This window comes from Wandonia sp. (assembly GCF_984588085.1).
In genome coordinates, this window is record NZ_CFIGVI010000016.1 from 21,008 (window position 1) to 44,812 (window position 23,805).

Sequence of the window (23,805 nt, forward strand, 5' to 3'; positions counted from 1 at the left end):
GTGAGTAGTATGAGTTATTAGAGGTATCCTACCTCTGGCTCCCCTTTGATACTGTCGTCTTTGTCGAAAGAATGTGAGCTAATCAAAACTGAAATTAAGCTGATGTCATGCTGTCCAACAACTCACCCAATACTTTCGCCTGGTAACGGCGGCTGTATTGGTTACGTACAATTGTATCAGCGTGTGTAGTTAAGGGTTCGTTCATCCGCTTTTTGTGTATGAGTTCTGTCAAAACACGGATACATTCATCTATTGATTGCACTGTATAACCAGTAGCAGTTGTCGTAACCATTTCTTCAATAACGTCGCTGTCTGTAGGACAAACCAAAATGGTACGCTCCAACCCAATGTACTCAAATAACTTACTGGAAGGTATTCCTTTAATATTATTGTGCGCAACCATTAATAACACGTCCGATCGCAATTGCAAGTCGATTACCTCTTCTTTTGGTAAACGGGGGGTAATAAAAATGTGTGCTTGAATGTCTTTGGTTAACGCTTCTACTCGTATTTTTTGAACTGGATCATATGCCAATCCGGGAAAATGAACTTCAATGGGCAATATCTTATCGTTACAACGAATCACACTTTTAACAGCTTCCAGAAAGACTTCGATTGGTTGACTGGGATATAAACTTCCATTATAAGTGATGCGGAAAACATCTGACTCGGGTTGTGGGCAGGGATTTGGTAATTCAAAATCATAGCCATTGAGAACAACATAACCTGGACGTTTTACAAACTGTGCGATTTTTTGCACATAGTATTGAGACACGGAAGTAATACACACCGCTGTACCCACCCATTTTTTTTCGCTGCGTGCTTGTAGCTTAGCAATGAGCCGTGACGAAGCATAGGGTTTGACTTCCAATTCGGATGTATTCCAATCATCCCGGTAATCGGCAATCCATTGAATAGGGTGTCGTTTTTTTAGGTGATAGCCAAATGCAAATTGGTTGAAGGGATTTCCGGAAATAATGACTTGTTGAATAGATCTATCATCGGACAATAACTTGTCCGCATACCTGTACATGTTTCGGTGTGGGATAAAGCGCATTGAAAAGTTTTCCATGATCAACTCCAATGCCGTGAAGAGTTTGCTTAACGCCTGAAGCTTAGTGCCTGATAAGCGTGTGAAAATTCGATCTCTTAAACCTGATTTGTAGGGAACATAATGTACTTCGTGTGTTCCCCTTTTTTCTACTTGTAATGAGGTGCCGCTAGAATACAATACATCTTCGGATTGCTCTATATGCTTATCCCAGTTCCGCGTAACCACAATCGGGTAATAGCCGCTCTCGTGCAAATACTTCGCCCACCCAGCGACACGTTGTGCTGCCGTTAGGTTACAGGGGGGATAGAAATAGGATATGAGGAGGATTTTTTTCAAGCGACTAAATTAGTTTGGTTACCTTTACAAAGGTAAAACATCAGGCTGAAGATGAACAAAAAATTGGTGTTAATTACGGCCGGGTTTCCATTTGGAACAAACGAAACGTTTTTGGAAACTGAAATTAATTACTTGTCCGAAAGTTTCGAACAGGTGACAATTGTCGCTGTCGACCCTGCTTCAGCTGAGCAACGACCAGTACCATCTAATTGTAATGTTGTGGTTTTGAAGGTTCAATTATCAGGGGTCGAAAAATTGTTAGGCATATTAGACCGGCGTGCGTGGCAAGAGTTCAATATTATCAACAACATCTATCGCGAACGTTTAACGTTGGGGAAACTCAAAACCATGCTGGTTTCTTTAGCACGAGCAAAAAAGATACGACGCCGGCTTACTAAACGAATCCCACTTGATCATAACACGGTTTTGTATTCCTATTGGTGCGACGACGTTGCGCTTGCTATAGCCATGCTTAATAAATACAATAAGGTGGCAACTGTTTCGCGTGTGCACGGATGGGATGTGTACTTTGACGTTCATCCGCTAAACTATTTACCCTTTCGGCATTATATAACCAACCAGCTGAATGCTATTTATCCTATTTCGCAAAAAGGGAAGGACTATATAACTGAAAAATGGAGGGTTTCAGATCCAGGCAAACTTACGGTCTCACGTCTTGGTGTTTCCGCACAGCACAAAGTTACACCTTCCGGGACTTTTACGTTGGTAAGTTGTTCGAATCTTATTCCACTCAAGCGTATTGAATTGATTATCGAAGCATTGAGTTATATCCATGATGTTTCATTGGTATGGGTGCATTTTGGAAACGGTCCGGAACGAGAGCAATTAGAACGATTAGCGAAACAACAGTTGAGATCAAACATAACGTACATCTTCAAAGGACATATATCAAATGAAGCATTGATGCAATGGTACGGTGAAAATAGTCCATCTTTGTTTATCAATGTGAGTTCCTCAGAAGGGATTCCAGTTTCAATTATGGAGGCGATGAGTTTTGGGATACCTGTGATTGCAACAAGCGTAGGAGGAAATGGGGAGATTGTGAATGATACCAATGGCAAATTACTCTCAGGTCATCCCTCGACACAAGAAGTCACCGAAGCTATTTGCGAATTTTTTGATTCTAGTATAGCCGAAGCTAAAGGAGAGGCGGCTTATTTGACCTGGGAGAAAATGTATAACGCGGATGCTAATTACAGGGAGTTTGTTAAAACATTACAAGATATTACATAGCAGAATATATGGTTATTAATTGTGTAGCATAGCGTTCGATATCAAACCCCTTTGCAAAACGCTGCGCTTGTTCTCCCATTTGCTTCCGTTTATCTTCGTGTTTCAACAAGTATTCAATTTTATCGGCTAAATCTTCGGGATTGATTGACGTCACCAGGAATCCGTTTTCTCCATCAAGTATCAGATCACGGTTGCCTCCTCCGTCCGTACAGACAACAGGAAGACCGGCTGCCATGGCTTCTAGAATGACTAAGCCAAATGGTTCATAACGAGCCGTGTGGATATAAACGACGGAGTTTTTCAAAAATCGCTCAGGATCGTCTACATTACCATGAAATAGAATGTGTTGCTCAAGGTTCAGCTTTTTAGTTAATTCTTGCAGCTTTTCTTTTTCCGGTCCATCTCCCAATAGATTCAACCGGAGGTTAATTCCACGTTGAACTAATTCTGCCACGACCTGAATTGCAAGATGTTGTGCCTTTTTGGGCACTAAGCTGGCAATCATAGTAAGTTCATTTGAACGCTGACTTTCAGGAGAAGCATGAAAACGATTGGTCTCTATGGCATTGAGTAGTTTAACCTTTTGCGCCGATTTTGGAAGAACCTTGCTTATGTATCGATATGTATGTTCCGAAATCCCGATGTAACTAACTTTATGTTGTTTTAATAATTTAAGAATGATTCGTTTCTCAAAAAAACTGGTCACCTTTTGTTTATGGAGTAACGTGCGCCACGAAAAGTTTTCAAACTGCGCCATATTATCGTGAAAATGCACAACTAAATGAGCTGAAAAATGCAAGTGACTCACGACCATCAACGCCTCAAATAAATGCACATGGATGACATCGGGTTGAAAGGCTTCTAATTCTTGTTGTAAGTGACCAATTTCAATGGTCGATTTTCCGCGGATGGAGGGAGTTACTTTAGCTGGAATGACCTTTCGGTTAAGCTCTTTGGTCAAAAAAGAATAGGCGTTTTCTGGATATAGATTAATGAGTAATACCTCGACTCCTTGTGTATTTTGAAGCGCTCGGCAGGTATCGATGCACAAGCGCTCAGCACCTCCCTTTCGCAGATTAGGTATGACATGAATAATCTTCATATTATGAACCACTGAGTTTCTGTTTCAGACGTTGATAAAAATGCAAATGGCCGAATATGATCTAAATTTTTGAAATATGATTTTGAAGACATGGTTATGTATTCGTAGTTTTTGAACGGAATTTTTGCCCTTTATGGTTTGATATATTCCCAAAACCCGCTGCGTGAAATACATCTCTAAATTCAAACGGAAATACTTTATTCAGGATACTTTTCTTCGAAAAACGCGCGGCTAAAAAATCACGGGTATGATGAGACAGGCGTTTAATTTTATCATGTTTTATGGCTTCATTATTGATTTTCAAATCATTCATAGCAACTTCTTTCACTATTTCCACATCTATAGCTACAGGAGTGTTTAGAAGACCTTTTTCCCATGCTGCTGTAAAATACCTGAAGCCCTCATCGTCTAATCCTTGGTTGCGCTTAGTTAAGATTTCAAAATAATTCACTTTGAAATAATTAAACCAGTTCAGATTACCTCGTGCAGAGTTGTTGGTTACAACATCTTGTATTTTTAGATAATCTATAACAAGCAAGTTATAGATAATTGGAGCCTTAATCGGCACATATTTATAAGGATCTTCATATCCCAATGAATCCATGTAGGCTTGAAATTTCCCTGCCCCAAAAATTCTACCGTTACTGCTTCGTTCACCTTGGGTAAGTATGATTTTTTCGCCTATATACACGATCTCATCATTCAAAGCTGTATTGATAAAAAACGAAGAGTAATCTGGTGTTGTTACACCCTTTGTGTTGAAATAGTGGCCAAATTCATTACGGACCTTTTGGGCGAATGAGTTTTTGTACATTCCATTTAAGGTCTTTGGAAAGAAAATATCAAATGATTTTTTTGAAAATAGATTCTCGTTCACGAAATTAGACACCAAGTCACTTGATTTCCATTGCTTGGTTTTGCCAATAGCATTGCACCAACCCATTTTATGATTTACCTCATCGTACATTTGAACACCAACGGAAAAGGCATTGATGCTGGGGTATTTTTGTGCGTTGTTTTTTAATTTTTTCAATGCACCTTGATACAAAACTTTTCGGTCTGCAAGCAGAATAACATATTGACCTAACGCATGAGTGGTTGCAAATTCCCAGTGATCTATCATTTTCATTTCCTCACTAGGTTTAATAATTTTCACTTGAGGCATGGGCTCAAACTCTTGCAAAACAAGTTGCGTTTGTTCGTCATTATGGTTATCCGAAATAATTAATTCAAAATCGGTGAAATCCTGCCAAAGAACACTCAGTATCGCATCGCGAAGCAATAGAGGACGATTTTTTGTCGGTATGACAATACTAAAAAAAGGAGTCTGATTAGCCATAAACAAATGGGGGTCTTTCTTCTATACTTTTTGTATTGGGTCTTGTAAATAGCGAGGGAGTAGACCCAATCACTATTTTGTTGGCATCAATATTTTTGTTTATAACTGTTGAATTAGCAGCAAAGCACACATTGTCTCCAATAACTGAATTGCCAAGAACACTCGAATTCGCGTACATGATTGTTTTACCTGTAAAGGTCGGAAATATTCCTTCATTTAGACAGCCAACTGTGCATCCTTGATAAGCAATGAAATAGTCTGAAAATGTTGCCCTGCCAATAATGGTGCCAAGTGGATGCACTAATAGAAAAATATCGGGTAAATGTGACGTATAAAAAATATCTACAGCATGTAACGCTTTATTTAAATAATATAACTTCGTTGATAGATGCTCCTCTTTTGTTTCCCGGTAATAGAAATTGGAAAGCATATACAAATACATGCAGTATTGGTCACTTATGAGATGGTTAAATTGTGTAACCCCGTCAGTGTGAAAATACTTTTTTCGGATATTTTGAAAACAGTAAAAAATACGTTCTTCTGAAATTTGGATAGCTTTTAGAACCTCCTTTTCAGAAACAGGTTGGTTGTCTGGAAAAAAATGATTCAATTGTTGCGTAATGTACACTGCTAACTGTTCATTATTTAATGAACGAATCGTTTTTAACAGGTCAACCTCAAACTTCTTCATTTAAAATCCCTCTCATCTTATTATTAATACCCCAAAAACATACTGGTTCATAATCAGGGTATGGATAGACACCTAAATTGAGCTGAATAGATGAATCCATTTTTTTAATAAACTCTTCCGCTAAAGTACGAATTTTGATAGGTTTACCACTAGCACAATTTATAATTCCTTGTGCATGTTGACTCAAAGCAATGCGCGCAATATATTCACTAACTTTTTGAACAGGTAAATAATCTCGCTCTTGCTCTCCGTCTGACATATCAAAAGCCTCGCGTTGTTCTATAATTGCTTGATGCAGCTGGGGTAAAAAAGACTTCTTGCTTTGTCCTTCTCCAAACATATAAAATAACCTTATCCAACAAGTTCCGTTTTCAAAACTGGATTCGAACTGTTCAGTATATAATCGTAGTTCATTTTTTGCAATGGCGTAATTTACAACAGGAGAAACAGGCATCTCTTCCGACAAGCCACCTTCCTGGAGACCATACTCGAGACACGTTCCAATATTGATTAGTCGTTTAATTTTCAATCTTGTAAGTTGTGAGATGAATTTTTTTTGTTGCTTGAGGTATAGGTGTGTATGATTGTCAGATTTGAAATCAGGCAATCCTTGCCAGGCCAAATGAATTACCACATCAGCATCCTCAAAAAAACGAGCAATTCTTTCATTCATGTCGTCACCAATAGAAAAGGCTTGATAGCAGACTTGAGAAAACCAGTCTTTTTCTTTCGCCTTTCCGAGATTACTTGAGGTTGCAAAAACCTGAACTTTTCGATCCAGTAAATCATGGATCAAATAATTTCCAATAAAACCTGTCGCTCCTGTTACAACTACTTTCATATTCTATTTACTCAAAATACGATTACGAAGATTTAAACAGTATTTTTCGATTGTATTAAAACTCAAGTAACTTAATCCAATTGTTAACATGAAACAAAGGATTATAAAAAGTAGTTTAAAAAAGAGTGGACTCCAGGAGAACAAGTTCCATTGAGTAAAAAAGTACATTACTACAAACAATACAATGGAATGGTACATATATGAACCGTAAGATATTCTACCCAAATAATCCAATCCTCGAATATTTGATACTTTGAATAACGAATTTTTTGCAAAAACTTGTTCTGACATGATGAAAGTAAAAATCAACGGGTTAGCAATATAGGAATAAGGAGGTGGCAAATATAAAATCAGCGAAATCGAAACGATATAAGCTACAATTAAAAACCATTTTGGGAGCTCTTGTATTATTTGAATAGGTTTTGCATTTGAATACGTCCAATAAGCCACAATTGCGCCTAACATAAATTCGGGCAAAACACTTACTGTATGTAACATTAGAATAATGTAAGAGTGCCTATTCAAATAGATAAAACCATAAGAAACTAAAAGAATGAATACGAATAAATAGATGTAGCGTTTTGGTTTTAAAGACAACAACAGGAAAGGCCAAACCAAATAAAATTGTTCTTCAATTGCAATAGACCATAACGGCGCTAAAATCATCGAATTTTCTGTGCCACTGGATGCTAATTGGATTTGGTTGAAGTTGGCACCAAGGAACAGATGTTGTAAAACACTTTCATTTGTGGTCTCTCCAAAAATGATTGGTATAACCATAAACCCAATAATGCACACAATAAAATACAAGGGTAAAATTCTAAAAATCCGTTTAATAAAAAAGGCTTTTATGTGGATTGTTTTTGTTGCAAACCGCTCTTTGATCAACAAATAACTAATTAAAAACCCACTCAGAACAAAAAAGAAAGAAACCGCTGTTCTTCCATGTTGGAAAACCACATTTAAAAATGAGAGGCTATCTGCATGATCAAAATGAAACTGTGGTCCTAAATGAGAAAGGAAAACAAAAAAAAATGCAATGAACCGAAGCGAATCAAGATTTTGGAAATAAGTAACTTCTTTCATCTTTCTAAGGGTTAAAAAATAGACAACTTCGGCACGAAAACGACAAACTTTGCGTCCCAAGATTTACAATAATTTAGCTGGGAAGCAATTTCCGTTTTCAGATTCCATGGAAAAATAAGGATGTAATCAGGTTTAAATTGGTCTATTTGTTCTTTCCCAACAACAGGAATCCTGGAGCCAGGCAAAAACTTACCTTGCTTGTAAGGTGAAGCATCTACTACAAACGAAATTAAATCATTACCTTTTATTCCTGCGTAATTTAACAACGTATTTCCTTTTGCTGCAGCACCGTAACCGATTACCTTTTTCCCTTCTCGCTTTGCATCAATTAAAAAGTTCCAAACTTGGTATTTAATTTGATCCACATTAGCCTGAAAACCTTGGTAATAGGATAGGTTGGTGACTCCTAAGTCTCTTTCCTTGTCAAGTATATGTTGTACGTTGGGTGTAACTTTATGTAAAACACAATCCGTATGCTTTGCGAAAATGCGCAATGAACCTCCATGAGTAGATATTTCTTGCACATCAAAGATTGTCAACCCCTGTGCCTCGAATATTGTTTTTACAGCAGTTAAAGATAAATAAGAAAAATGTTCGTGATAAATTGTGTCAAATTGATTTTCTGAGACTAATTTACACAGGTGGGGAAATTCAAAGGTGTTTACACCGTCGGGTTTTAGGGCTAATTTAACACCTTTGACAAAATCATTGATGTCTGGTACATGTGCAAGTACATTGTTACCTAAAATTAAATCTGCTTTCGCTTTTAATTGTTGCTCTGCTAGATTGGCGCCAAAAAAATCGACTATAGAATCGATTCCCTTTTCTTTAGCAACTGCGGCTGTATTAGCAGTCGGTTCAACACCCAAAACGGGTATATTTTTTTCTTTAAAATATTGTAATAAATATCCATCGTTTGAAGCAATCTCGACAATCATGGAGGATTCATCATATCCAAACCGGTCTATCATTTGCTCTGTGTAGCGTCGAGCATGTTCTAACCAACTGGTAGAAAAAGATGAAAAATAAGTGTATTCCGAATTAAATATTGCTTCTGCCTTTTCCAGTTCATCTACCTGAACTAGCCAGCAACTATTACAGACGAAAGTTTTGAGTGGGAAATAGGTTTCCGGCTCAAGTAACCGGTCTTGATTTACCATCGCATTGCTTGGCGGACATGTTTGAAGGTCACAAAAAACATGAATTAACGGCGTATTACAATGTCTACAATTCATAATTCAATTCCTTTAAATTCGTCAGACAGGTGCGGGTGATTACGATCTCTATCCGAAATAATAGTTGGTTCTATCGGCCATGTAATATTCAACATTTCATCATCAAATGCCAGACCTGCTTCAAACTGTGGTTGATAAAAAGCCGTATGTGCGTAAATCAATTCCGAATTATTCTCCAGGGCAATAAAACCATGTGCCATGCCTTCAGGGATAAAAATGCTATTCATTTTTTCAGCAGATAGAATTACTTTGTCCCATTGCAGAAATGTCGGGCTGTTTTTTCGCAGATCTACAAATACATCCCAAACAGCCCCATGCACACAGCGAATTAATTTTTGCTCTTGGTGCGGCGGTTTCTGATAATGTAGCCCCCGTAATGTGCCTTTTTGAGCGTTAAATGAATGATTCATTTGAACAATTGGCTTCATGTTTATTTTATCCATCTCTTGTTGACAATAGGAACGAAAAAATCCGCCTCTTTCGTCGCCTTTTAAATCGGGAATGACCTCAATTACACCTGGTATGTTTAGTTCAACAAATGTCATTTATCCCATTAGATTTTGATATGTGTTGATTTGTTTTTCTGTAATACACTCATTTTGAAAAAAGGCATTATACCAATCAAATGTCCAATTAACTGCTTCTTCTGTTGACAAAAAAGGTTTCCATTTAAGCTCTTGAACTGCTTTATCACAATTCAAGGAAAGGAATGTTGTTTCGTGGAGAGAGGATGGTTGTGAAATAATTGGAATCGAAGGCCAAAGGCTTTTAGCGTAGCCTACTATTTCGTTAACTGTAAAGGGTCTTTCATTGGATAGTGGACCAAAATTATATGCCGAGGCATTTTCTGCCTTACCATCCAAAAGGTGCATTCCCAACGACAAGTATCCCAGTAGGCAATCCAAAACATGTTGCCATGGTCGAACAGCATTTGGATTTCTAATTTCCAAGGGAATGGTATTGATTTTTGCTCTAATTATATCTGGTATAATTCGATCTTGTGACCAATCTCCTCCTCCGATTACATTACCACCTCTTGCGCTGGCAATTAATGCTTTATGTTTGTCTTCTGAATTGTCGTTCGAAAAAAAACAATTCCTGAATGTCTCAATAACCATCTCAGAGCATGCTTTTGAAGAACTGTATGGGTCATATCCTCCAAGTCTATCCTCCTCCCGGTAGCCTTCTTGACGTTCTTCATTTTGGTAAACTTTATCTGTGGTTACGCAAATTACAGCTCGAACACTATCACAACCACGTATTGCCTCCAAAACATTTGCGGTTCCCATAACATTGGTTGCGTAGGTTTCTAATGGTTCACGATAAGAATATCGAACTAATGGCTGTGCGGCTAAATGAAAAACGATATCCGGTTGAGCTTCTTCTATTGCTTTCCTCAAGAACTCAAAATTAGTAATATCACCTAAAATCGATTTATAGTTCTTAGAATAAGATGGTTCATGAACCTCTTCATTTTGAGGTGGTAAGGCGTATCCTGTTACTTCAGCACCAAGCATGTCAAGCCATTTTGCCATCCAGGAACCTTTAAAACCAGTATGACCAGTTAAAAAAACTCTTTTCCCATAGTAGGATGTAATGAGCTTATTCTTTACCATAGCTTCCATTTTGGAGCACCACTATCCCACATTTCTTCTAAAATAACTTTATCACGTAATGCGTCCATGCACCTCCAAAATCCATGATGTTTAAATGCAGCGAGTTCATTCTTGAATGTCAATTGATCCATTGGGAGTTCTTCCCACATGATGTGGTCACAATTATCTGGTAGTATTTCAAAAACAGTTGGTTGCAAAACAAAAAATCCTCCGTTTATCCAATGACCATCACCTATAGGCTTTTCCTTAAAAGCTGACACAGTTCCATTTTCTTGTATTTCCATGCCTCCAAATCGACCTTCTGGCTGTACAGCTGTTACTGAAGCAATTTTACCATGATCGTTATGAAATTTCAGTAGTTTTTGTAGATCAATATCTGCCAATCCATCTCCGTAGGTCAGCATGAATGGTTCGTTGTTGAGGTATCTTTGAACCCGTTTTAACCTTCCTGCGGTTTTCGTATTCAAACCCGTATCAACCAATGTAACCTTAAAGTTTTCTGCTTTCGAATCATGCACTTCTAATTGATTATTAGCCAAATCTATTGTAACATCGGAGTTGTGATAAAAATAGTTAATGAAGTATTCTTTAATGACGTATCCCTTGTACCCTAAACAGATAACAAAATCATTGAATCCTTGTGCTGCATAAAGCTTCATGATATGCCACAAAATTGGTTGTCCCCCGATTTCGACCATGGGCTTAGGTCGCACATCTGTTTCTTCTGCTAATCGCGTTCCCAGCCCGCCGGCAAATATTACTACTTTCATTTTCTAGATAATCGTTTTTTCCCATTCAAGCATCGGGCGTAAATAGCCATCAAGCTTCCCTGTGTATCCGTTCCGTACCTCCGAATCTAGATCGTCGATTACTTCAAAAGAAATACCCTCATAATCTGCAACATGAACGTGTACTGGACTTAGAGTACTTATTGCCAACCCTGCGTTGTAATAACCTGCATTTAAAAAATTTGCCGGTATCCACATAATCATTTCTTTTATCCCTGAACTGTCACTAGCCTTCGAATCAATACTCGCAATCGAAACAAATAACTTTCCGCCTAAATTGTGACTAAAGTGAATATTTGGAACGGGTTGATGTACAAAATCTCTATTAAGTTTGTATTTAATTTTAATACCTACCTTTTCATCAATTTTTACGGCTGTAATAGTTTTTTGGTTTGTGTTAATCAGCGACAATTCTAGTAACTCAACAGAGCCATCAAATTCGACAAACTTATCTTCTCTGGAATATATTTTTGTTGCTAACGCATCATTAGTACTATCATTTGTATATGCGCTAATTACATCATTTATTTCACCTTTAAAAGCAATGGTACCATTTTTTAGATACACACCTTTATTGCACAATGAACTAACTGCACCAAGGTCATGACTAACAAATAAAACGGTGCGACCATGCTTAGCTACGTCCTTCATTTTTCCGAGACACTTTTTTTGGAATTCGGCATCACCTACAGCCAAAACTTCATCAATGATTAATACCTCTGGCTCCAAATGAGCGGCTACTGCAAAAGCCAATCGCACATACATGCCTGATGAATAGTGTTTTACAGGGGTGTCAATAAATTGTTTTACACCAGAAAAGGCAACAATTTCATCAAACTTCGTCTTCACCTCTTTGCGAGTCATCCCCAGAATTGTTCCATTCAGAAAAATATTTTCACGCCCGGTTAATTCAGGGTGAAACCCCGTTCCCACCTCAAGCAGTGATGCAACGCGTCCGGAAATTTCAATTCTTCCCTTGCTTGGTTTAGTAATTTGTGATAAAACTTTTAAAAGCGTACTCTTACCTGCGCCATTTTTACCAATTATGCCTATAACATCTCCTTGTTGTATCTCCAGGCTAATACTTTTCAAGGCAAAAAATGTCTCTTTGGATGGTTTGTGTTTAGAGAATTGGCTTAATGACTCTCTTATAGAGCCTGATTTGCTGCTTCCAATATTATATTCTTTTGAAACATTTTGAATTGATATTACTGAATTCTCCACAGCGCTGCAATAAATAGTTGCTCCAAATGTAGTATAATTTGACTATAAGCAAAAATCTAAAACTCAATATTCAACTACAAAATTCTTTTGTTAATGTTTGATTAGTATAACATTTGCAACAGATGCATAAATTCCATATTTTTACTTTCCAATAGTCATTTATCATGCGAATCGTCTTTCTTCTAATTACTATTTTTTTTGCTTTAGTCAATTGTTTCGGTCAAAACGATATAGTTCCTTCTACCATTGATAGTCTAACTTTATGGTTGCGATCTGATAGTGTAGAATTGGATGTGTCTGAAACACGGGTTATTCAACTCTATGATTTAAGTGGAAACGAGTACCACGCCAATCAATCGGTAAATGATAAACGACCCCTTTATAACAATAGTGAAGCTGCAATTGCAGGTCATCCCACGGTTATTTTTGATGGGTTCAATGATTTTATGAATGGTACGGGTAGTTTGGGTGAGATTACAGACTACACCTTGATGTGCGTTGTTCGTATAAACGGCAGGAAGAGTTATAATTGGATCTATAGAAATACTCCTATTGGAAATAATTTTTCTTTTGGTCTTTCTGGTCAGGGTGACGGTAAATTTAGATATTGGCCCCAAGGGACTTCAAACTCGGTTGTTTTTGATCCAGTCGTTCAAAATAATGAATATCATTACTATTCTGTCTTAACCAGTAATGACTCATCTGTGGTAACCCGTTACTTTTTTGATGGAATTCAAACAGGCACGACAAACAACCTTGTTAATACGCATACTGCTAACGGATATACAGTTGGTGCCCTTGGTGATGCAGTCCAAACACTTAATGGGGAGATTGTTGAATTATTATTATATAATCGATATTTAAACAATCAGGAACAATTTGAAGTTGAAAATTATTTTAGATACAGGTACTTTCCAAGTCAATATATTTCTTACATCGATATTGATGATATAGAGGTTGATTATGGGTTTTGTGATACAACAGTTTTCATTCCAAATATATACACAGATTACTTGTGGAGTAATGGTTCTACAACCCATGAAGCAACCTTTAACACACCGGGGACTTACTGGGTAGAAGCTACAAATATATATGGCTATGTTGATAGAGACACGTTTGAAATCTCTTATCCGACAATTTCACAACCAAATTCTACATTGTTTTGTCCTGGCTCGTCGGTAACTTGGGACGCCAACCTGGGATCGGATTATACGTATGAATGGTCAACAGGCGAAACAACGGAAAGCATAGATATTGAAACGCATGGCGCCTATTTTGTCACCGTAACTGATACGAATGGCTGTTCGAAAATATTCCCGTCTATCGAATTTGAGGAAGACACATACGCTACTACAGTAAGCCTTGGGCCGGATGTAAGTCTATGTTCAGGAAATAGTATAGGTCTGATAAGCGGAACGGCTGAAACAGAATCTTATTTATGGAATACTTCCGAGACAACCCCATCCATTGTAGTAAATACTACCGGAAATTATAGTCTTACTTCATATAATGCGAACGGGTGCGTTGCGACAGATAATATCACGGTAACAATTGTGGGTGATGCGCCGGTAGTACAAATCGGAGTTGATCCGTCTTATTGTGAGTTAGAGGACTTTTCCTATACAGATGAAAGTTATACTACGGATGGTTCAACGATTGTCGGTTGGGATTGGGATTTTGGTGATGCAACGGGATCGGTTACGTCTTCCGGAACACATGCGTATTCGAGCTACGGGATAGTTGATGTAATGCTGACGGTAACAACAGACGTAGGTTGTGAAAATACCGGACAAATTGCTGTGGAAGTGTATCAAAAGCCGGTATTGGATTTCACAAGTACGAATGAGTGTCAATCTGATCCGATTGCTTTTGTTGCTTCACAAACATCTCTCACGTTGATGAGCGATTGGCAGTGGGATTTTGGAGATCCTTCAAGTGGTACAGATAATACAGCGACAGGGGAAAATCCAACGCATGTTTTTGACGGATTTGGTAATTATACGGTAACGTTAAGAGGTGAGGATGTAAATGGCTGCCGGGATACGGTACAACAAGCAATCACGATACTTCCTTCGCCACAGGTAGACTTTACGTTTAATGAGGTATGTCAGGGACAAACGGTGACGTTCACCAACCAAAGCACTATAGAAAACCCGTATCTGATTTCTTCGACACAATGGCAATTAGGTGCGGGAGCTACATCAACTCAATTCAGTCCTTCCCGCTTGTATGTTAACGCAGGCAATTTTGATATTACACTTACCGTAAATGCCAATAACGGGTGTCAGCAGTCGTTCACAAAACTGATGAAAGTCCATGCGTTACCCCAGCCGGATTATGCACTTGAGGCTTCCTGTGCGCAATTACCAACGGTGTTTACCGACCAGTCTATAGTGCCGGACGGAAATGTTGCATTTGTAACCTGGCAGTTTAATGCCGAAAACCCGGTGAATGGTGATGAAGTAATACATACATTTGTTAATCCCGGAACACAGCAAGTACGTCAGACGGTTGTTTCTCAGTTTGGCTGTCAGCACACTGAGATTACTACGATCACGACAAACCCGGCACTTGCTGCTGATTTTAGTACAAATCCTGAACCACTTTTAGCAGGACTTCCGATAGAGTTCAGTAATGAAAGTACTGGTGCTGAAGGAGTAGTATGGACAATAGGAGGTTTTTATTCAGGAGCGGATAGTAACCCAGTGGTAACTTTTGATGAAAGCTATATTGACGATACAGTCGAAGTTGTATTGATTGTAACCAACAGTTTTGGTTGTGCAGATACATTGGTGGATAGTATGCGTATTTATGAAGCCATAACGGATCTTGCAGTTACTAACCTCTATACGTATACAGATCAGTTTGGTGATCAGACAATAGGTGTGGAATTAAGCAACAAAGGTTCTTCTGCGATCACACGTTCTGATGTAATAGTAAGAATGACAGATAATCTGCCTTTGAAGGCTGTTTGGGTAGGCGAGTTGCGTCCCGGGGAAACAGAGATGTTCATTTTTCCTTCGACAAGTTCGGAGCCGGTTAATACGGATACAGAAACGGAGCGATACATCTGTGCGGAAGCCCGTATTGTTCTTCCTGCAGGGCTTGAAGATGAAAGACCGCAGAACAATGAATTGTGTCAAAATGTTACAGGTGAAGAAGCAATACTTTTGTTACCTTATCCAAATCCCGTTGAGACAGACCTTACTGTAAAGGTAATTATGCCGGCAGAAGAAGTAATTGATCTGTTTATTTATGATGCAGGGGGCAGATTGGTATCTCGCCTGGTGAATAACGCATCTCTTCCCGAAGGCCTGACGACCTTTACGATAAATACAGGCAGTTGGTCACAAGGAACGTACACCATTTACCTCAAGGGGCAGGAAGAAACAAAAATGGCACGGATCATTAAAAAATAACAAAGATCAGAATGAGATGATCATTCCCATACCTGTTGGTGTAATTGTGACATTTTTCCACCCCCCATCCAGTTTTTTACCTGTTTTTTTAAAGAGAGCAAACATAACCAGGTCATAAATAAGGAGATACCCACCCTGTAATACAAGTGATTGTCCGTATCCCCTGAAACGATGGCGTAGCTCACCGGTTTTTGTGTTTCCAAAATTGAATAAAGCCCAGCCCGTTGCCATATAACCAACATCTAATCCGGCATTAAACAGATAAATAGTTTCCAACTGTTTTTGTCTTTTGTAAACAGATTCAAAGGTTAGCTCCGAACTTTTTTTGTAGGTTCCGATGAGTCCGGGGATTGCAATTCCAAGATTCACAACATTCCAGAATGCATTCATCTGATGAAAATATCGGGTATCACCTGAAGTTGTGTAAAAACCGATTCCACCGGAGAGTAAATTTGCTCCTGCCCACGTATTTAATGAAATCATACCGTTGCGGGTTTGCTGTACCTGACGTTGGTTGATTTCCTCCAGAAGAGAGTTCGTTTGTCCAAAAGAAAAGCAACTTACCAGAAGTACAAAAGTCAGATAAAGTCGTATCATAAGTTTTCTGTTTACAGGTTATTATTCAAGAGTCAGGATCGCCTGATCCAGGATTTCATCTTTGGATAGATCAGACCAGTCAAAGTCTGCAAGTATATCCGGAGGAACACCGGATTCAGCATAGCTATTGCCTGCAAGATCCAGAAGTTGACTAATACTGAAGCGATAGCTCCAGCCATTCGGGAGTTGTCCGCCGTTAGGTAGTCCTCCACCCCCTCCGGTTGTATCTCCGATTAGTGTGATGCCCGGCATAGCTTTTGTTCCAAGGGCAAACATGGTTGTAGCACTATAGGAGCCTTTGTCAATAAGTACGACAACGGGTTGGGTATATACAAGGGTTCCGGGAGAGATCATAAAGGGTTCCGGAGAACTGAAGTCCGTGTGTTCAGGACCATTTCTGGTGATAAAAGAACCTACTTGTACTTCAGATAAGGAGAAAGCACTCAACAAGGCTCCCACGTTCAGGCTATTCCCTCCACCATTTTCCCGCAGATCGAGTATGATTCCTCTAGCGTTGGCATATGCATTAAAAATATAATAGAGATGCGCATCAGAAACAGCATTCGAGAAGGAGGAATAACGAACATAACCTATGTTTTTCCCGGTAATACTACCATGTTGAAAGGATCCGGTCAGGATTCGTTCATCTATATAATTTTCCCACACAGTAGTTGGATGAAAATTAAGATTGGCTTGTTGGGGTTGTGTGTAAACAGAAACAGAAAAAGGGGAGATGAGGTTGGTGTGATCATCCCTGAGTTGATTCAGCATAGAAGAGAGTACGGAAAAAAGTTCTTCTTCTCCCATTCCTTCATACAATTGACTGCGATAATGTGTCCTGATAGCATCCCAGTCAACATTTTTCAATGCAAAATAACTGTACTTTTTGTCCACTTCTTCCCAAAGGTAATCGAAGTTAGCATAGGGATCTGCCGTTGCTTTATCCGGCCCAAGCAAGACTTTTTCACAGGAGAAAGTTAACCAGGCAAGTGTACACACTAAAATAGCTAATCGACTCATTTTATTCGGGGTTTTCGTTTAACATTTAACCGGATACCTATTTTGTGCATTGCCAGAGCGAGAGGCTCAAATCTTCCTTTGGCTACAGTAGCTTCCCAGGCATAAAAGAGCTGAAGACCATTCCCGGTTTGGGATTCACGAAAGAAGGAAAGCCGGGTTTGTATGCGCCAGCCGTTGAGGGACCACTTATAATTATCAAAATAGTAATGTAATAAGCGGGTGTCATTTCCTTGAATGGAAGCGTCATACGTATAGGCATATCCGGGTCTGTAGTTAAAATTGAGCAAACCAACATGAAGATCCAATTGAAAATACCTCCGTACCGGGGCAAGTTGTTTGGAGATGAACCAGAATGAAAAGGAACGCTCTTCTTTGCGTGAAACGTCCAATCGAACTTTTCCTGCTCCCATAAGATTGAGTAAAGGGTCTGCTCCTAATGCACTGTTTCCGAGTGACGGATTGTACCTGAATGGAAGTGACAGGTTCGAAGAACCGCCTAAAAATAATTGCCACCTATTCTTTTTCAGAGGGATTCGTCTGAGATACTCGGTAAAGAAATTTGCGGAAGCCATATAGCTTCTGGTGATAGAAGGAATAAGGTTGGACTGCGGTGATGCAGAACGATGTATACTTCCAGAAAGATCAAAAAATACAGAAGACTCACTTTGTTTCTTTTTCCAATCCCATCCCAGTCCGAGGGAAAGCCCGTAACCGATGTAATAGAGTGGGGAAGTTGCCAGATCGCGGTAGGTGGATCGAATACCGGAGGTTTCTAACAGGAAATTGCGATACGTCGTGTCAGATTGTGCCTGGATGTTGATTGTACAAAGAAAGTATAGAACTAATAGGTTCAGCTGAACGACAGACAGAAAGTGCTTTCGGGAATCTTCCATAAGTACGGGGCATATTTTCAAATATACAAAAAAGAGAATCGCCTACGGTAAAAGTTTGCTTTGTCAAAGGGCTTGTAGTTTTTCCCGAACTTGTTTGGAAAAAAAGTGGAATAGCTTATATTTGTACAAACATGTAAAACTATGAAATCACTAATCCATAGTGTCTTTCTAGGTATTCTTCTGTTTGGTTTTTTTTCCTGTACTGCAGATGCTGATAATTCGGGAGAGAAAATTGAAACCAATCCGGACGAGATTGACTACTCTGAATTTGAGGGGAAATCGTTGCGCGACTATGGAATTCCTGCGCTCATCATGTTACCGGATCAGACCTCAAATATCGGGGCGGCTGTTGAGCCGGAAATACTGCACGAAGAAGGTGGTTTTAAGTGGGAGATTATTATCGGTCCGAACTTTACCCTGCAAATCGAAGATTACGGAAATGAAAAAAGCATGGTGCAGGAAGAAAAGGACCGGCTTTCGCGTATTCGTTTTTATACGATCGAATATATGGTCGACGAACCGGATTTGATTATGTATAAACGTACGTTAAGCTATTCCGGAAAATCAGCAGAAGCTGACGCAGTAGGTGCAGAACATATTACATACCATTGTTACGGAACGAAAGAGATTGATGGTATTACATACGTGTTGCGCAGTCGGGATGAGGGCTACCATAAACCGATTATTGAGACCATGCTCAAAACGATCCGATCGGTTGAAAAGTTATAAGAAAATTTAGTGTCTGTTTCGAGGGACTTGGCAGTCTGTTTGCTCAGTATTACTCAATTGTTATTAAATTGTTTTACGAAATCAGTCAACCTCCTTTTTTTCAGTTATTTGAGTTGATGTATTAACATGTATTTGTGTATAGTTGAATTTTTGCCGGGTCGGTGAGGTGTAAAAACTGATTACCTTTTAAGAAACAAAAAGGATGGCTTATGGCAAGAAAACAGAAAATTTTCGTGTTGGATACCTCAGTGCTGTTACACGATCACCAGGCAATTTCAAATTTTGATAAACATTGGGTTGCTATACCTATTACTGTTCTGGAAGAGCTGGATAAATTCAAAGTAGGTAATGAAACGAAGAATTTTTCCGCCAGAGAAGTCATACGGTTTATAGATAAATTATCGGGAAGTGCGAGTCTCCGGGAATGGATACCGCTCGGGAAGAATAAGGGAATGTTCAAAATTGTCCTCGACAATACGCAACAGGAATTGGATGCAGAGCAAATTTATGCTGTCGGGAAGAACGACCACAAAATTATTAATGCAGGGCTTACATTGAAAGAGCAGGAGCCCCGGAAAGATGTTATACTGGTTTCCAAGGATGTGAATTTACGGATTAAAGCAAAAGCACTGGGGCTTATAGCTGAGAATTATGAAACGGATAAGGTAGAAGATGTCGATATTGTAGAGGGAAGCCTGAAGACAATTGACGGACTGGATTCGGAATTGATCCGTGAATTATTTACCAAAGGATTCACAGAGAATCTTGATGTTTTGGGCAATCACAAGGAAAACAATGGATATTATGTTCTGAAGAATGGTAAATCATCTTCTTTGGCCTACTTTAATCCCTTTTCACAACGAATTGAACGCGTAGAAAAGGAATTTGTTTATGGAATTAAACCTAAAAATGCAGAACAGGCATTTGCGGTTAATGCCTTGATGAATCCGAATGTGAAGTTGGTAACCCTGCAGGGTGTGGCAGGGACGGGAAAAACGCTTTTGGCACTTGCTTGTGCGCTCGAACAGCATAAATTGTATCATCAGGTTATTCTGGCGCGCCCGATTGTCCCGTTGAGTAATAAAGAAATTGGTTTCCTTCCGGGAGATGCAAACGATAAAATAGGTCCTTACATGGAGCCGCTGTGGGACAATCTGAAGTTTATTAAATCGCATTTTGGAGAGAATGAAAAGAAACATAAGGCAATCGTCGAAATGCAGGAGAGTGGTAAGATTGTGATAACTCCGCTTGCATTTATCCGGGGAAGGAGTTTGTCCAATATCATTTTTATTGTAGACGAAGCACAGAATCTTACACCACATGAAATCAAGACGATTATTACCCGGGCAGGAGAGGGGACGAAGATTATCTTTACGGGAGATATCCATCAGATTGATTCTCCGTATCTGGACGAGCACAGTAACGGAATGACCTATCTGATTGACCGGTTAAGAGGTCAGGAACTCTTTGCGCACATTAAACTGGAGAAGGGAGAGCGGTCTGAGCTGGCTAATCTTGCGAATGAATTATTATAAACTGAAAAGGAGCGCATTTGCGCTCCTTTTTGTATCTCATCTAGTATTATCTCTTAAGGTAACTTAGCGACTACCTGCTTGTATCGGCTTTGGTAAGATTCGCGTCCCGAACAACCCATTGTTTCTTTATTGGTAGTAAACTGTTCGATACGATTGTCCGGACTGGGGTGCGTACTTAAAAATTCCGGAGTCTGGCTTCCTCCCATTTCTGTTATTTTCTGGAAGAAACCACCACCGCCTGCGGCGTTATAAGACGTAGGACATAAGTATTTTACGGAGTTGTAGTCGGCTTCCGTTTCGTGACTACGGGAAAATTTCAATCCGATAAGACCTCCAGTAATTTGTTTCAACATTTCGTGATCGCCTGCAAGAACGTTTAACAACACCTGAACACCATACATTTGTGTCATCTGGCGCGTTGAGTGACGCAGGTCAGCATGTGCAATTTCGTGTGCCAGAACTCCGGCAAACTGATCTTCCGAATCAAGAAACTTAAGAATACCTGTGTAAACATAGATATATCCTCCCGGAGTACAGAACGCATTCAACGTGCTATCGTTGTGTATAATCTTGATATTCCATTCAAAGTCATCTTTGTGTTCGACCGTTCCGGAATTCAGAATGGTGTTTCTAATGCCATAAACATAGTCGTAAACTTCTTTGTATTGGACTTCATTCAGAATTGGATACTCCTGCGGGTTGGATGTGATTTCTGTATCAACCTGTGCACCCAGTTCTTTATCCTGGTCTATGGTAAAAAGGTTAATGTTTTTTCCGGAGAGTTTCCCGGAACTTCCACATGATGCGAGAAACAGAGGTGTTGCAAGCAAAAGAACAAGTATATGTCTCATTTTCGTTCTGTTTAAGAGATAAATATCAATGCTACAAAGTTAACTCAAATAAAAATAAACGGAAATAGCCTGAGTGGCAAATCCGAGTAAAAAACCGGAGATTAATTCGGAATATGTATGTGCCTTTAGGGTCAGTCTTGACATGGCAACAATTCCGGAAATCATAAAAATAAGAGGTAGAATCCATGTAGGGAAAACAACCTGAAAGAGGTAATAGGAATAAATTGCGCCACTAAGCATTCCCATTCCGATCATGTGCAGACTGATTTTGAAATAATTGTTCAGCAAGCCCGTCAGGGCAATGCCTATAGCTGCTCCAAGCGCTATGCCAACTACTGCGGGGGGGATTGCTCCCTGTGGAATCTGATACAAAAGGAAACCATATAATATGGCCATATAAACGGCCATCATAAAGATAGGCATCCGTCTTTCTTCACGGATTTCGAGGTTCAGGCTCGTAATCGTATGGTTATACCGGAATAATAACAAAGAAACCCCGGGAGCTATAACACCAAAGATGCCGAAAAGAAAAAGCAAAATGTGTTTGATAGAAGTATCGATGTGAAACAGCGAATCTTTTATCAAAAAACTTTCGGGTGTACTCGATGTGTACATCAGGATCAGCAATCCATATATAGGTACAAAAAGCGGATGAAAAACGTAAGAAAGAAAGTTTGCTATTTGCTTCATGATTTGTTTACAGTTCTTTCCTTAATCTGGCGACAGGAATATTCATCTGCTCCCGATACTTGGCAACTGTTCTTCGGGCGATAGTATAGCCTTTCTCTTTAATGATTTCAGCAAGTTTATCATCCGTAAGTGGTTTACGTTTATTTTCATTTTCAACCGCTTCAGCCAGAATTTGTTTTACTTCCCGTGTAGAAACCTCTTCACCGCTGTCGCTGACAATGGATTCGGAGAAAAAGTGCCGCAACGGAAAAATTCCGTAATTAGTTTGTACGTATTTGCTATTGGCTACACGCGAAATGGTCGAAATATCTAAACCTACGAGTTCCGATATGTCTCTCAAAATCATTGGTCTTAGATTGGATTCATCACCTGTCAGAAAATATTCTCTTTGGTATTCGACGATGGCACGCATAGTAAAGTACAGCGTTTCCTGACGTTGACGCATTGCATCAATAAACCATTTGGCAGCATCCAGTTTCTGTTTAACAAATAGAACTGCTTCTTTATCTCCTTTAGATGTTTTGGCTCCTTCAGCATAACTACGAAGCATATTCTCATAACCTCTGCTCACCCTTAATTCAGGAGCGTTTCGTCCGTTCAATGTAAGTTCCAGTTTTCCTTCGTGTTCCATAACCATGAAATCAGGAGTAATGGTACCAAGTGGTTTTCCTGCCTCTTTACTGGATCCTCCGGGCCTTGGATTTAAACGTACAATTTCAGCGATTGCTTCCTTAAGATCTTCTTCCTCAATTTCAAGTTTACTTTTGATCTTGTCATAATGTTTCTTGGTAAACTCGTCATAATAATCTTCAAGGATAATCTTAGCGGTATACCGGGTTATATTACCGTCTTGTTTTCTTTTCAATTGAAGAAGGAGACATTCCTGAAGACTTCGGGCACCGATTCCGGCAGGTTCCAAATCCTGTACGATTTCCAGAACGGCTTCTACTTCCTCCTCCGTAACCGAAATGTTCTGTGAAAAAGCGAGATCATCAACAATACTTTCAATGTCTCTGCTCAGGTAGCCGTCTTCATCGAGGTTTCCTATTATAGTTTCCGCAATAATATCTTCTTTTTCGGATAAGTAGCGGAGACTGATCTGTTCCATCAGACGTTCCTGAAAACTAGACCCTTGTGCCAAAGGCATATAGACATCATCGTCATCTTTTCCTTTGTTGTTGACATGCGTTTTGTAATCCGCATCATCGTCCAGATACTCGGAAACATCAAACTCGATTTCTGCTTCCGTACGGGTATCATCTTCATAATCAGGTTCACTGTCCTCAAAAAGATCATCCGGATTCTCTTCTTTTCCTTCTTCCAGTGCCGGATTTTCTTCCAACTCCTTTTTAATGCGTTGGTCCAGTTCCATTGTCGGAACTTCGAGCAATTTCATCAATTGAATCTGTTGCGGAGAAAGTCGCTGCTCCAGTTTCATCGATAGTATTTGCTTCATTGCTGCCATACGCCTGTTGTTTCCTTGTTAAGGTACTAAAATATTGTTT

Annotated in this window: 21 protein-coding genes; 4 read left to right on the forward strand and 17 right to left on the reverse strand. The window is 39.3% G+C overall.

Annotated elements, in window-relative coordinates; all coding sequences use genetic code 11:
- Positions 1-94: 94 nt before the first annotated feature.
- Complete coding sequence (locus AC4PL9_RS08245; protein WP_491604274.1) at positions 95-1,390, reverse strand: glycosyltransferase family protein; 1,296 nt, start codon at positions 1,388-1,390, stop codon at positions 95-97.
- A 51-nt stretch (positions 1,391-1,441) separates the two neighbouring features.
- Between AC4PL9_RS08245 and AC4PL9_RS08250 the strand changes: the two genes are divergently transcribed.
- Positions 1,442-2,644 (forward strand): glycosyltransferase, encoded by a 1,203-nt coding sequence (locus AC4PL9_RS08250; protein ID WP_491604275.1) that lies wholly within the window; start codon positions 1,442-1,444, stop codon positions 2,642-2,644.
- Here the strand turns inward: AC4PL9_RS08250 and AC4PL9_RS08255 are convergent.
- The 10 genes from AC4PL9_RS08255 to AC4PL9_RS08300 all read right to left on the reverse strand — a co-directional run bounded on the left by AC4PL9_RS08255 (position 2,637) and on the right by AC4PL9_RS08300 (position 12,566).
- Complete coding sequence (locus AC4PL9_RS08255) at positions 2,637-3,746, reverse strand: glycosyltransferase family 4 protein (protein ID WP_491604276.1); 1,110 nt, start codon at positions 3,744-3,746, stop codon at positions 2,637-2,639. The genes AC4PL9_RS08250 and AC4PL9_RS08255 overlap by 8 nt on opposite strands.
- A 94-nt stretch (positions 3,747-3,840) precedes the next feature.
- Complete coding sequence (locus tag AC4PL9_RS08260; RefSeq protein WP_491604277.1) at positions 3,841-5,085, reverse strand: glycosyltransferase family 2 protein; 1,245 nt, start codon at positions 5,083-5,085, stop codon at positions 3,841-3,843.
- Entirely contained in the window at positions 5,078-5,776 is a 699-nt protein-coding gene (locus tag AC4PL9_RS08265; protein WP_491604278.1) for an LbetaH domain-containing protein, read from the reverse strand. Before AC4PL9_RS08265 ends, AC4PL9_RS08260 begins: the two co-directional genes overlap by 8 nt.
- A complete protein-coding gene (locus tag AC4PL9_RS08270; RefSeq protein WP_491604279.1) occupies positions 5,763-6,617 on the reverse strand; it encodes an NAD-dependent epimerase/dehydratase family protein in 855 nt (284 codons plus the stop codon). The genes AC4PL9_RS08265 and AC4PL9_RS08270 overlap by 14 nt, the downstream gene beginning before the upstream one ends.
- 3 nt (positions 6,618-6,620) lie before the next feature.
- Positions 6,621-7,703 (reverse strand): acyltransferase family protein, encoded by a 1,083-nt coding sequence (locus tag AC4PL9_RS08275; protein ID WP_491604280.1) that lies wholly within the window; start codon positions 7,701-7,703, stop codon positions 6,621-6,623.
- Between the two features lie 11 nt (positions 7,704-7,714).
- Positions 7,715-8,938, reverse strand: a complete 1,224-nt coding sequence (locus AC4PL9_RS08280; RefSeq protein WP_491604281.1) for a methyltransferase domain-containing protein — start codon at positions 8,936-8,938, stop codon at positions 7,715-7,717.
- On the reverse strand, positions 8,935-9,483 hold the full coding sequence (gene rfbC, locus AC4PL9_RS08285; RefSeq protein ID WP_491604282.1) for a dTDP-4-dehydrorhamnose 3,5-epimerase: 549 nt from the start codon (positions 9,481-9,483) through the stop codon (positions 8,935-8,937). The genes AC4PL9_RS08280 and rfbC overlap by 4 nt, the downstream gene beginning before the upstream one ends.
- Entirely contained in the window at positions 9,484-10,554 is a 1,071-nt protein-coding gene (rfbG, locus tag AC4PL9_RS08290; protein ID WP_491604283.1) for a CDP-glucose 4,6-dehydratase, read from the reverse strand.
- Positions 10,548-11,324, reverse strand: coding sequence for a glucose-1-phosphate cytidylyltransferase (rfbF, locus tag AC4PL9_RS08295; RefSeq protein ID WP_491604284.1), 777 nt, complete (start codon positions 11,322-11,324; stop codon positions 10,548-10,550). The genes rfbG and rfbF overlap by 7 nt, the downstream gene beginning before the upstream one ends.
- 3 nt (positions 11,325-11,327) lie before the next feature.
- The gene (locus tag AC4PL9_RS08300) at positions 11,328-12,566 is read right to left on the reverse strand and encodes an ABC transporter ATP-binding protein (protein WP_491604285.1); all 1,239 of its coding nucleotides are present in this window, start codon (positions 12,564-12,566) and stop codon (positions 11,328-11,330) included.
- Between the two features lie 164 nt (positions 12,567-12,730).
- Between AC4PL9_RS08300 and AC4PL9_RS08305 the strand changes: the two genes are divergently transcribed.
- A complete protein-coding gene (locus AC4PL9_RS08305; RefSeq protein WP_491604286.1) occupies positions 12,731-15,985 on the forward strand; it encodes a PKD domain-containing protein in 3,255 nt (1,084 codons plus the stop codon).
- Between the two features lie 6 nt (positions 15,986-15,991).
- Here AC4PL9_RS08305 and AC4PL9_RS08310 read toward each other — a convergent pair whose 3' ends face one another.
- The 3 genes from AC4PL9_RS08310 to AC4PL9_RS08320 are packed head-to-tail and all read right to left on the reverse strand — an operon-like array spanning position 15,992 to position 18,495.
- Complete coding sequence (locus AC4PL9_RS08310) at positions 15,992-16,582, reverse strand: DUF6992 family protein (protein ID WP_491604287.1); 591 nt, start codon at positions 16,580-16,582, stop codon at positions 15,992-15,994.
- A 21-nt stretch (positions 16,583-16,603) separates the two neighbouring features.
- Positions 16,604-17,602, reverse strand: coding sequence for a S41 family peptidase (locus AC4PL9_RS08315; RefSeq protein ID WP_491604288.1), 999 nt, complete (start codon positions 17,600-17,602; stop codon positions 16,604-16,606).
- Positions 17,599-18,495 (reverse strand): hypothetical protein, encoded by an 897-nt coding sequence (locus AC4PL9_RS08320; protein ID WP_491604289.1) that lies wholly within the window; start codon positions 18,493-18,495, stop codon positions 17,599-17,601. Before AC4PL9_RS08320 ends, AC4PL9_RS08315 begins: the two co-directional genes overlap by 4 nt.
- 141 nt (positions 18,496-18,636) lie before the next feature.
- Between AC4PL9_RS08320 and AC4PL9_RS08325 the strand changes: the two genes are divergently transcribed.
- Positions 18,637-19,224 (forward strand): hypothetical protein, encoded by a 588-nt coding sequence (locus AC4PL9_RS08325; protein ID WP_491604290.1) that lies wholly within the window; start codon positions 18,637-18,639, stop codon positions 19,222-19,224.
- A 209-nt stretch (positions 19,225-19,433) separates the two neighbouring features.
- A complete protein-coding gene (locus AC4PL9_RS08330) occupies positions 19,434-20,759 on the forward strand; it encodes a PhoH family protein (protein WP_343784019.1) in 1,326 nt (441 codons plus the stop codon).
- Between the two features lie 53 nt (positions 20,760-20,812).
- On the opposite strand, the gene AC4PL9_RS08335 is transcribed toward AC4PL9_RS08330, so the two are convergent.
- From AC4PL9_RS08335 to rpoN, 3 genes are read right to left on the reverse strand one after another with little or no spacing between them, the layout of a single operon-like run.
- Positions 20,813-21,610 carry a M48 family metalloprotease gene (locus AC4PL9_RS08335; RefSeq protein WP_491604291.1) on the reverse strand — a complete coding sequence of 266 codons (798 nt, stop codon included), beginning with the start codon at positions 21,608-21,610 and terminating at the stop codon, positions 20,813-20,815.
- 39 nt (positions 21,611-21,649) lie between these two features.
- Complete coding sequence (locus AC4PL9_RS08340) at positions 21,650-22,300, reverse strand: hypothetical protein (RefSeq protein ID WP_491604292.1); 651 nt, start codon at positions 22,298-22,300, stop codon at positions 21,650-21,652.
- Between the two features lie 7 nt (positions 22,301-22,307).
- On the reverse strand, positions 22,308-23,765 hold the full coding sequence (gene rpoN / locus AC4PL9_RS08345) for an RNA polymerase factor sigma-54 (protein ID WP_491604293.1): 1,458 nt from the start codon (positions 23,763-23,765) through the stop codon (positions 22,308-22,310).
- Between the last annotated feature and the right edge of the window lie 40 nt (positions 23,766-23,805).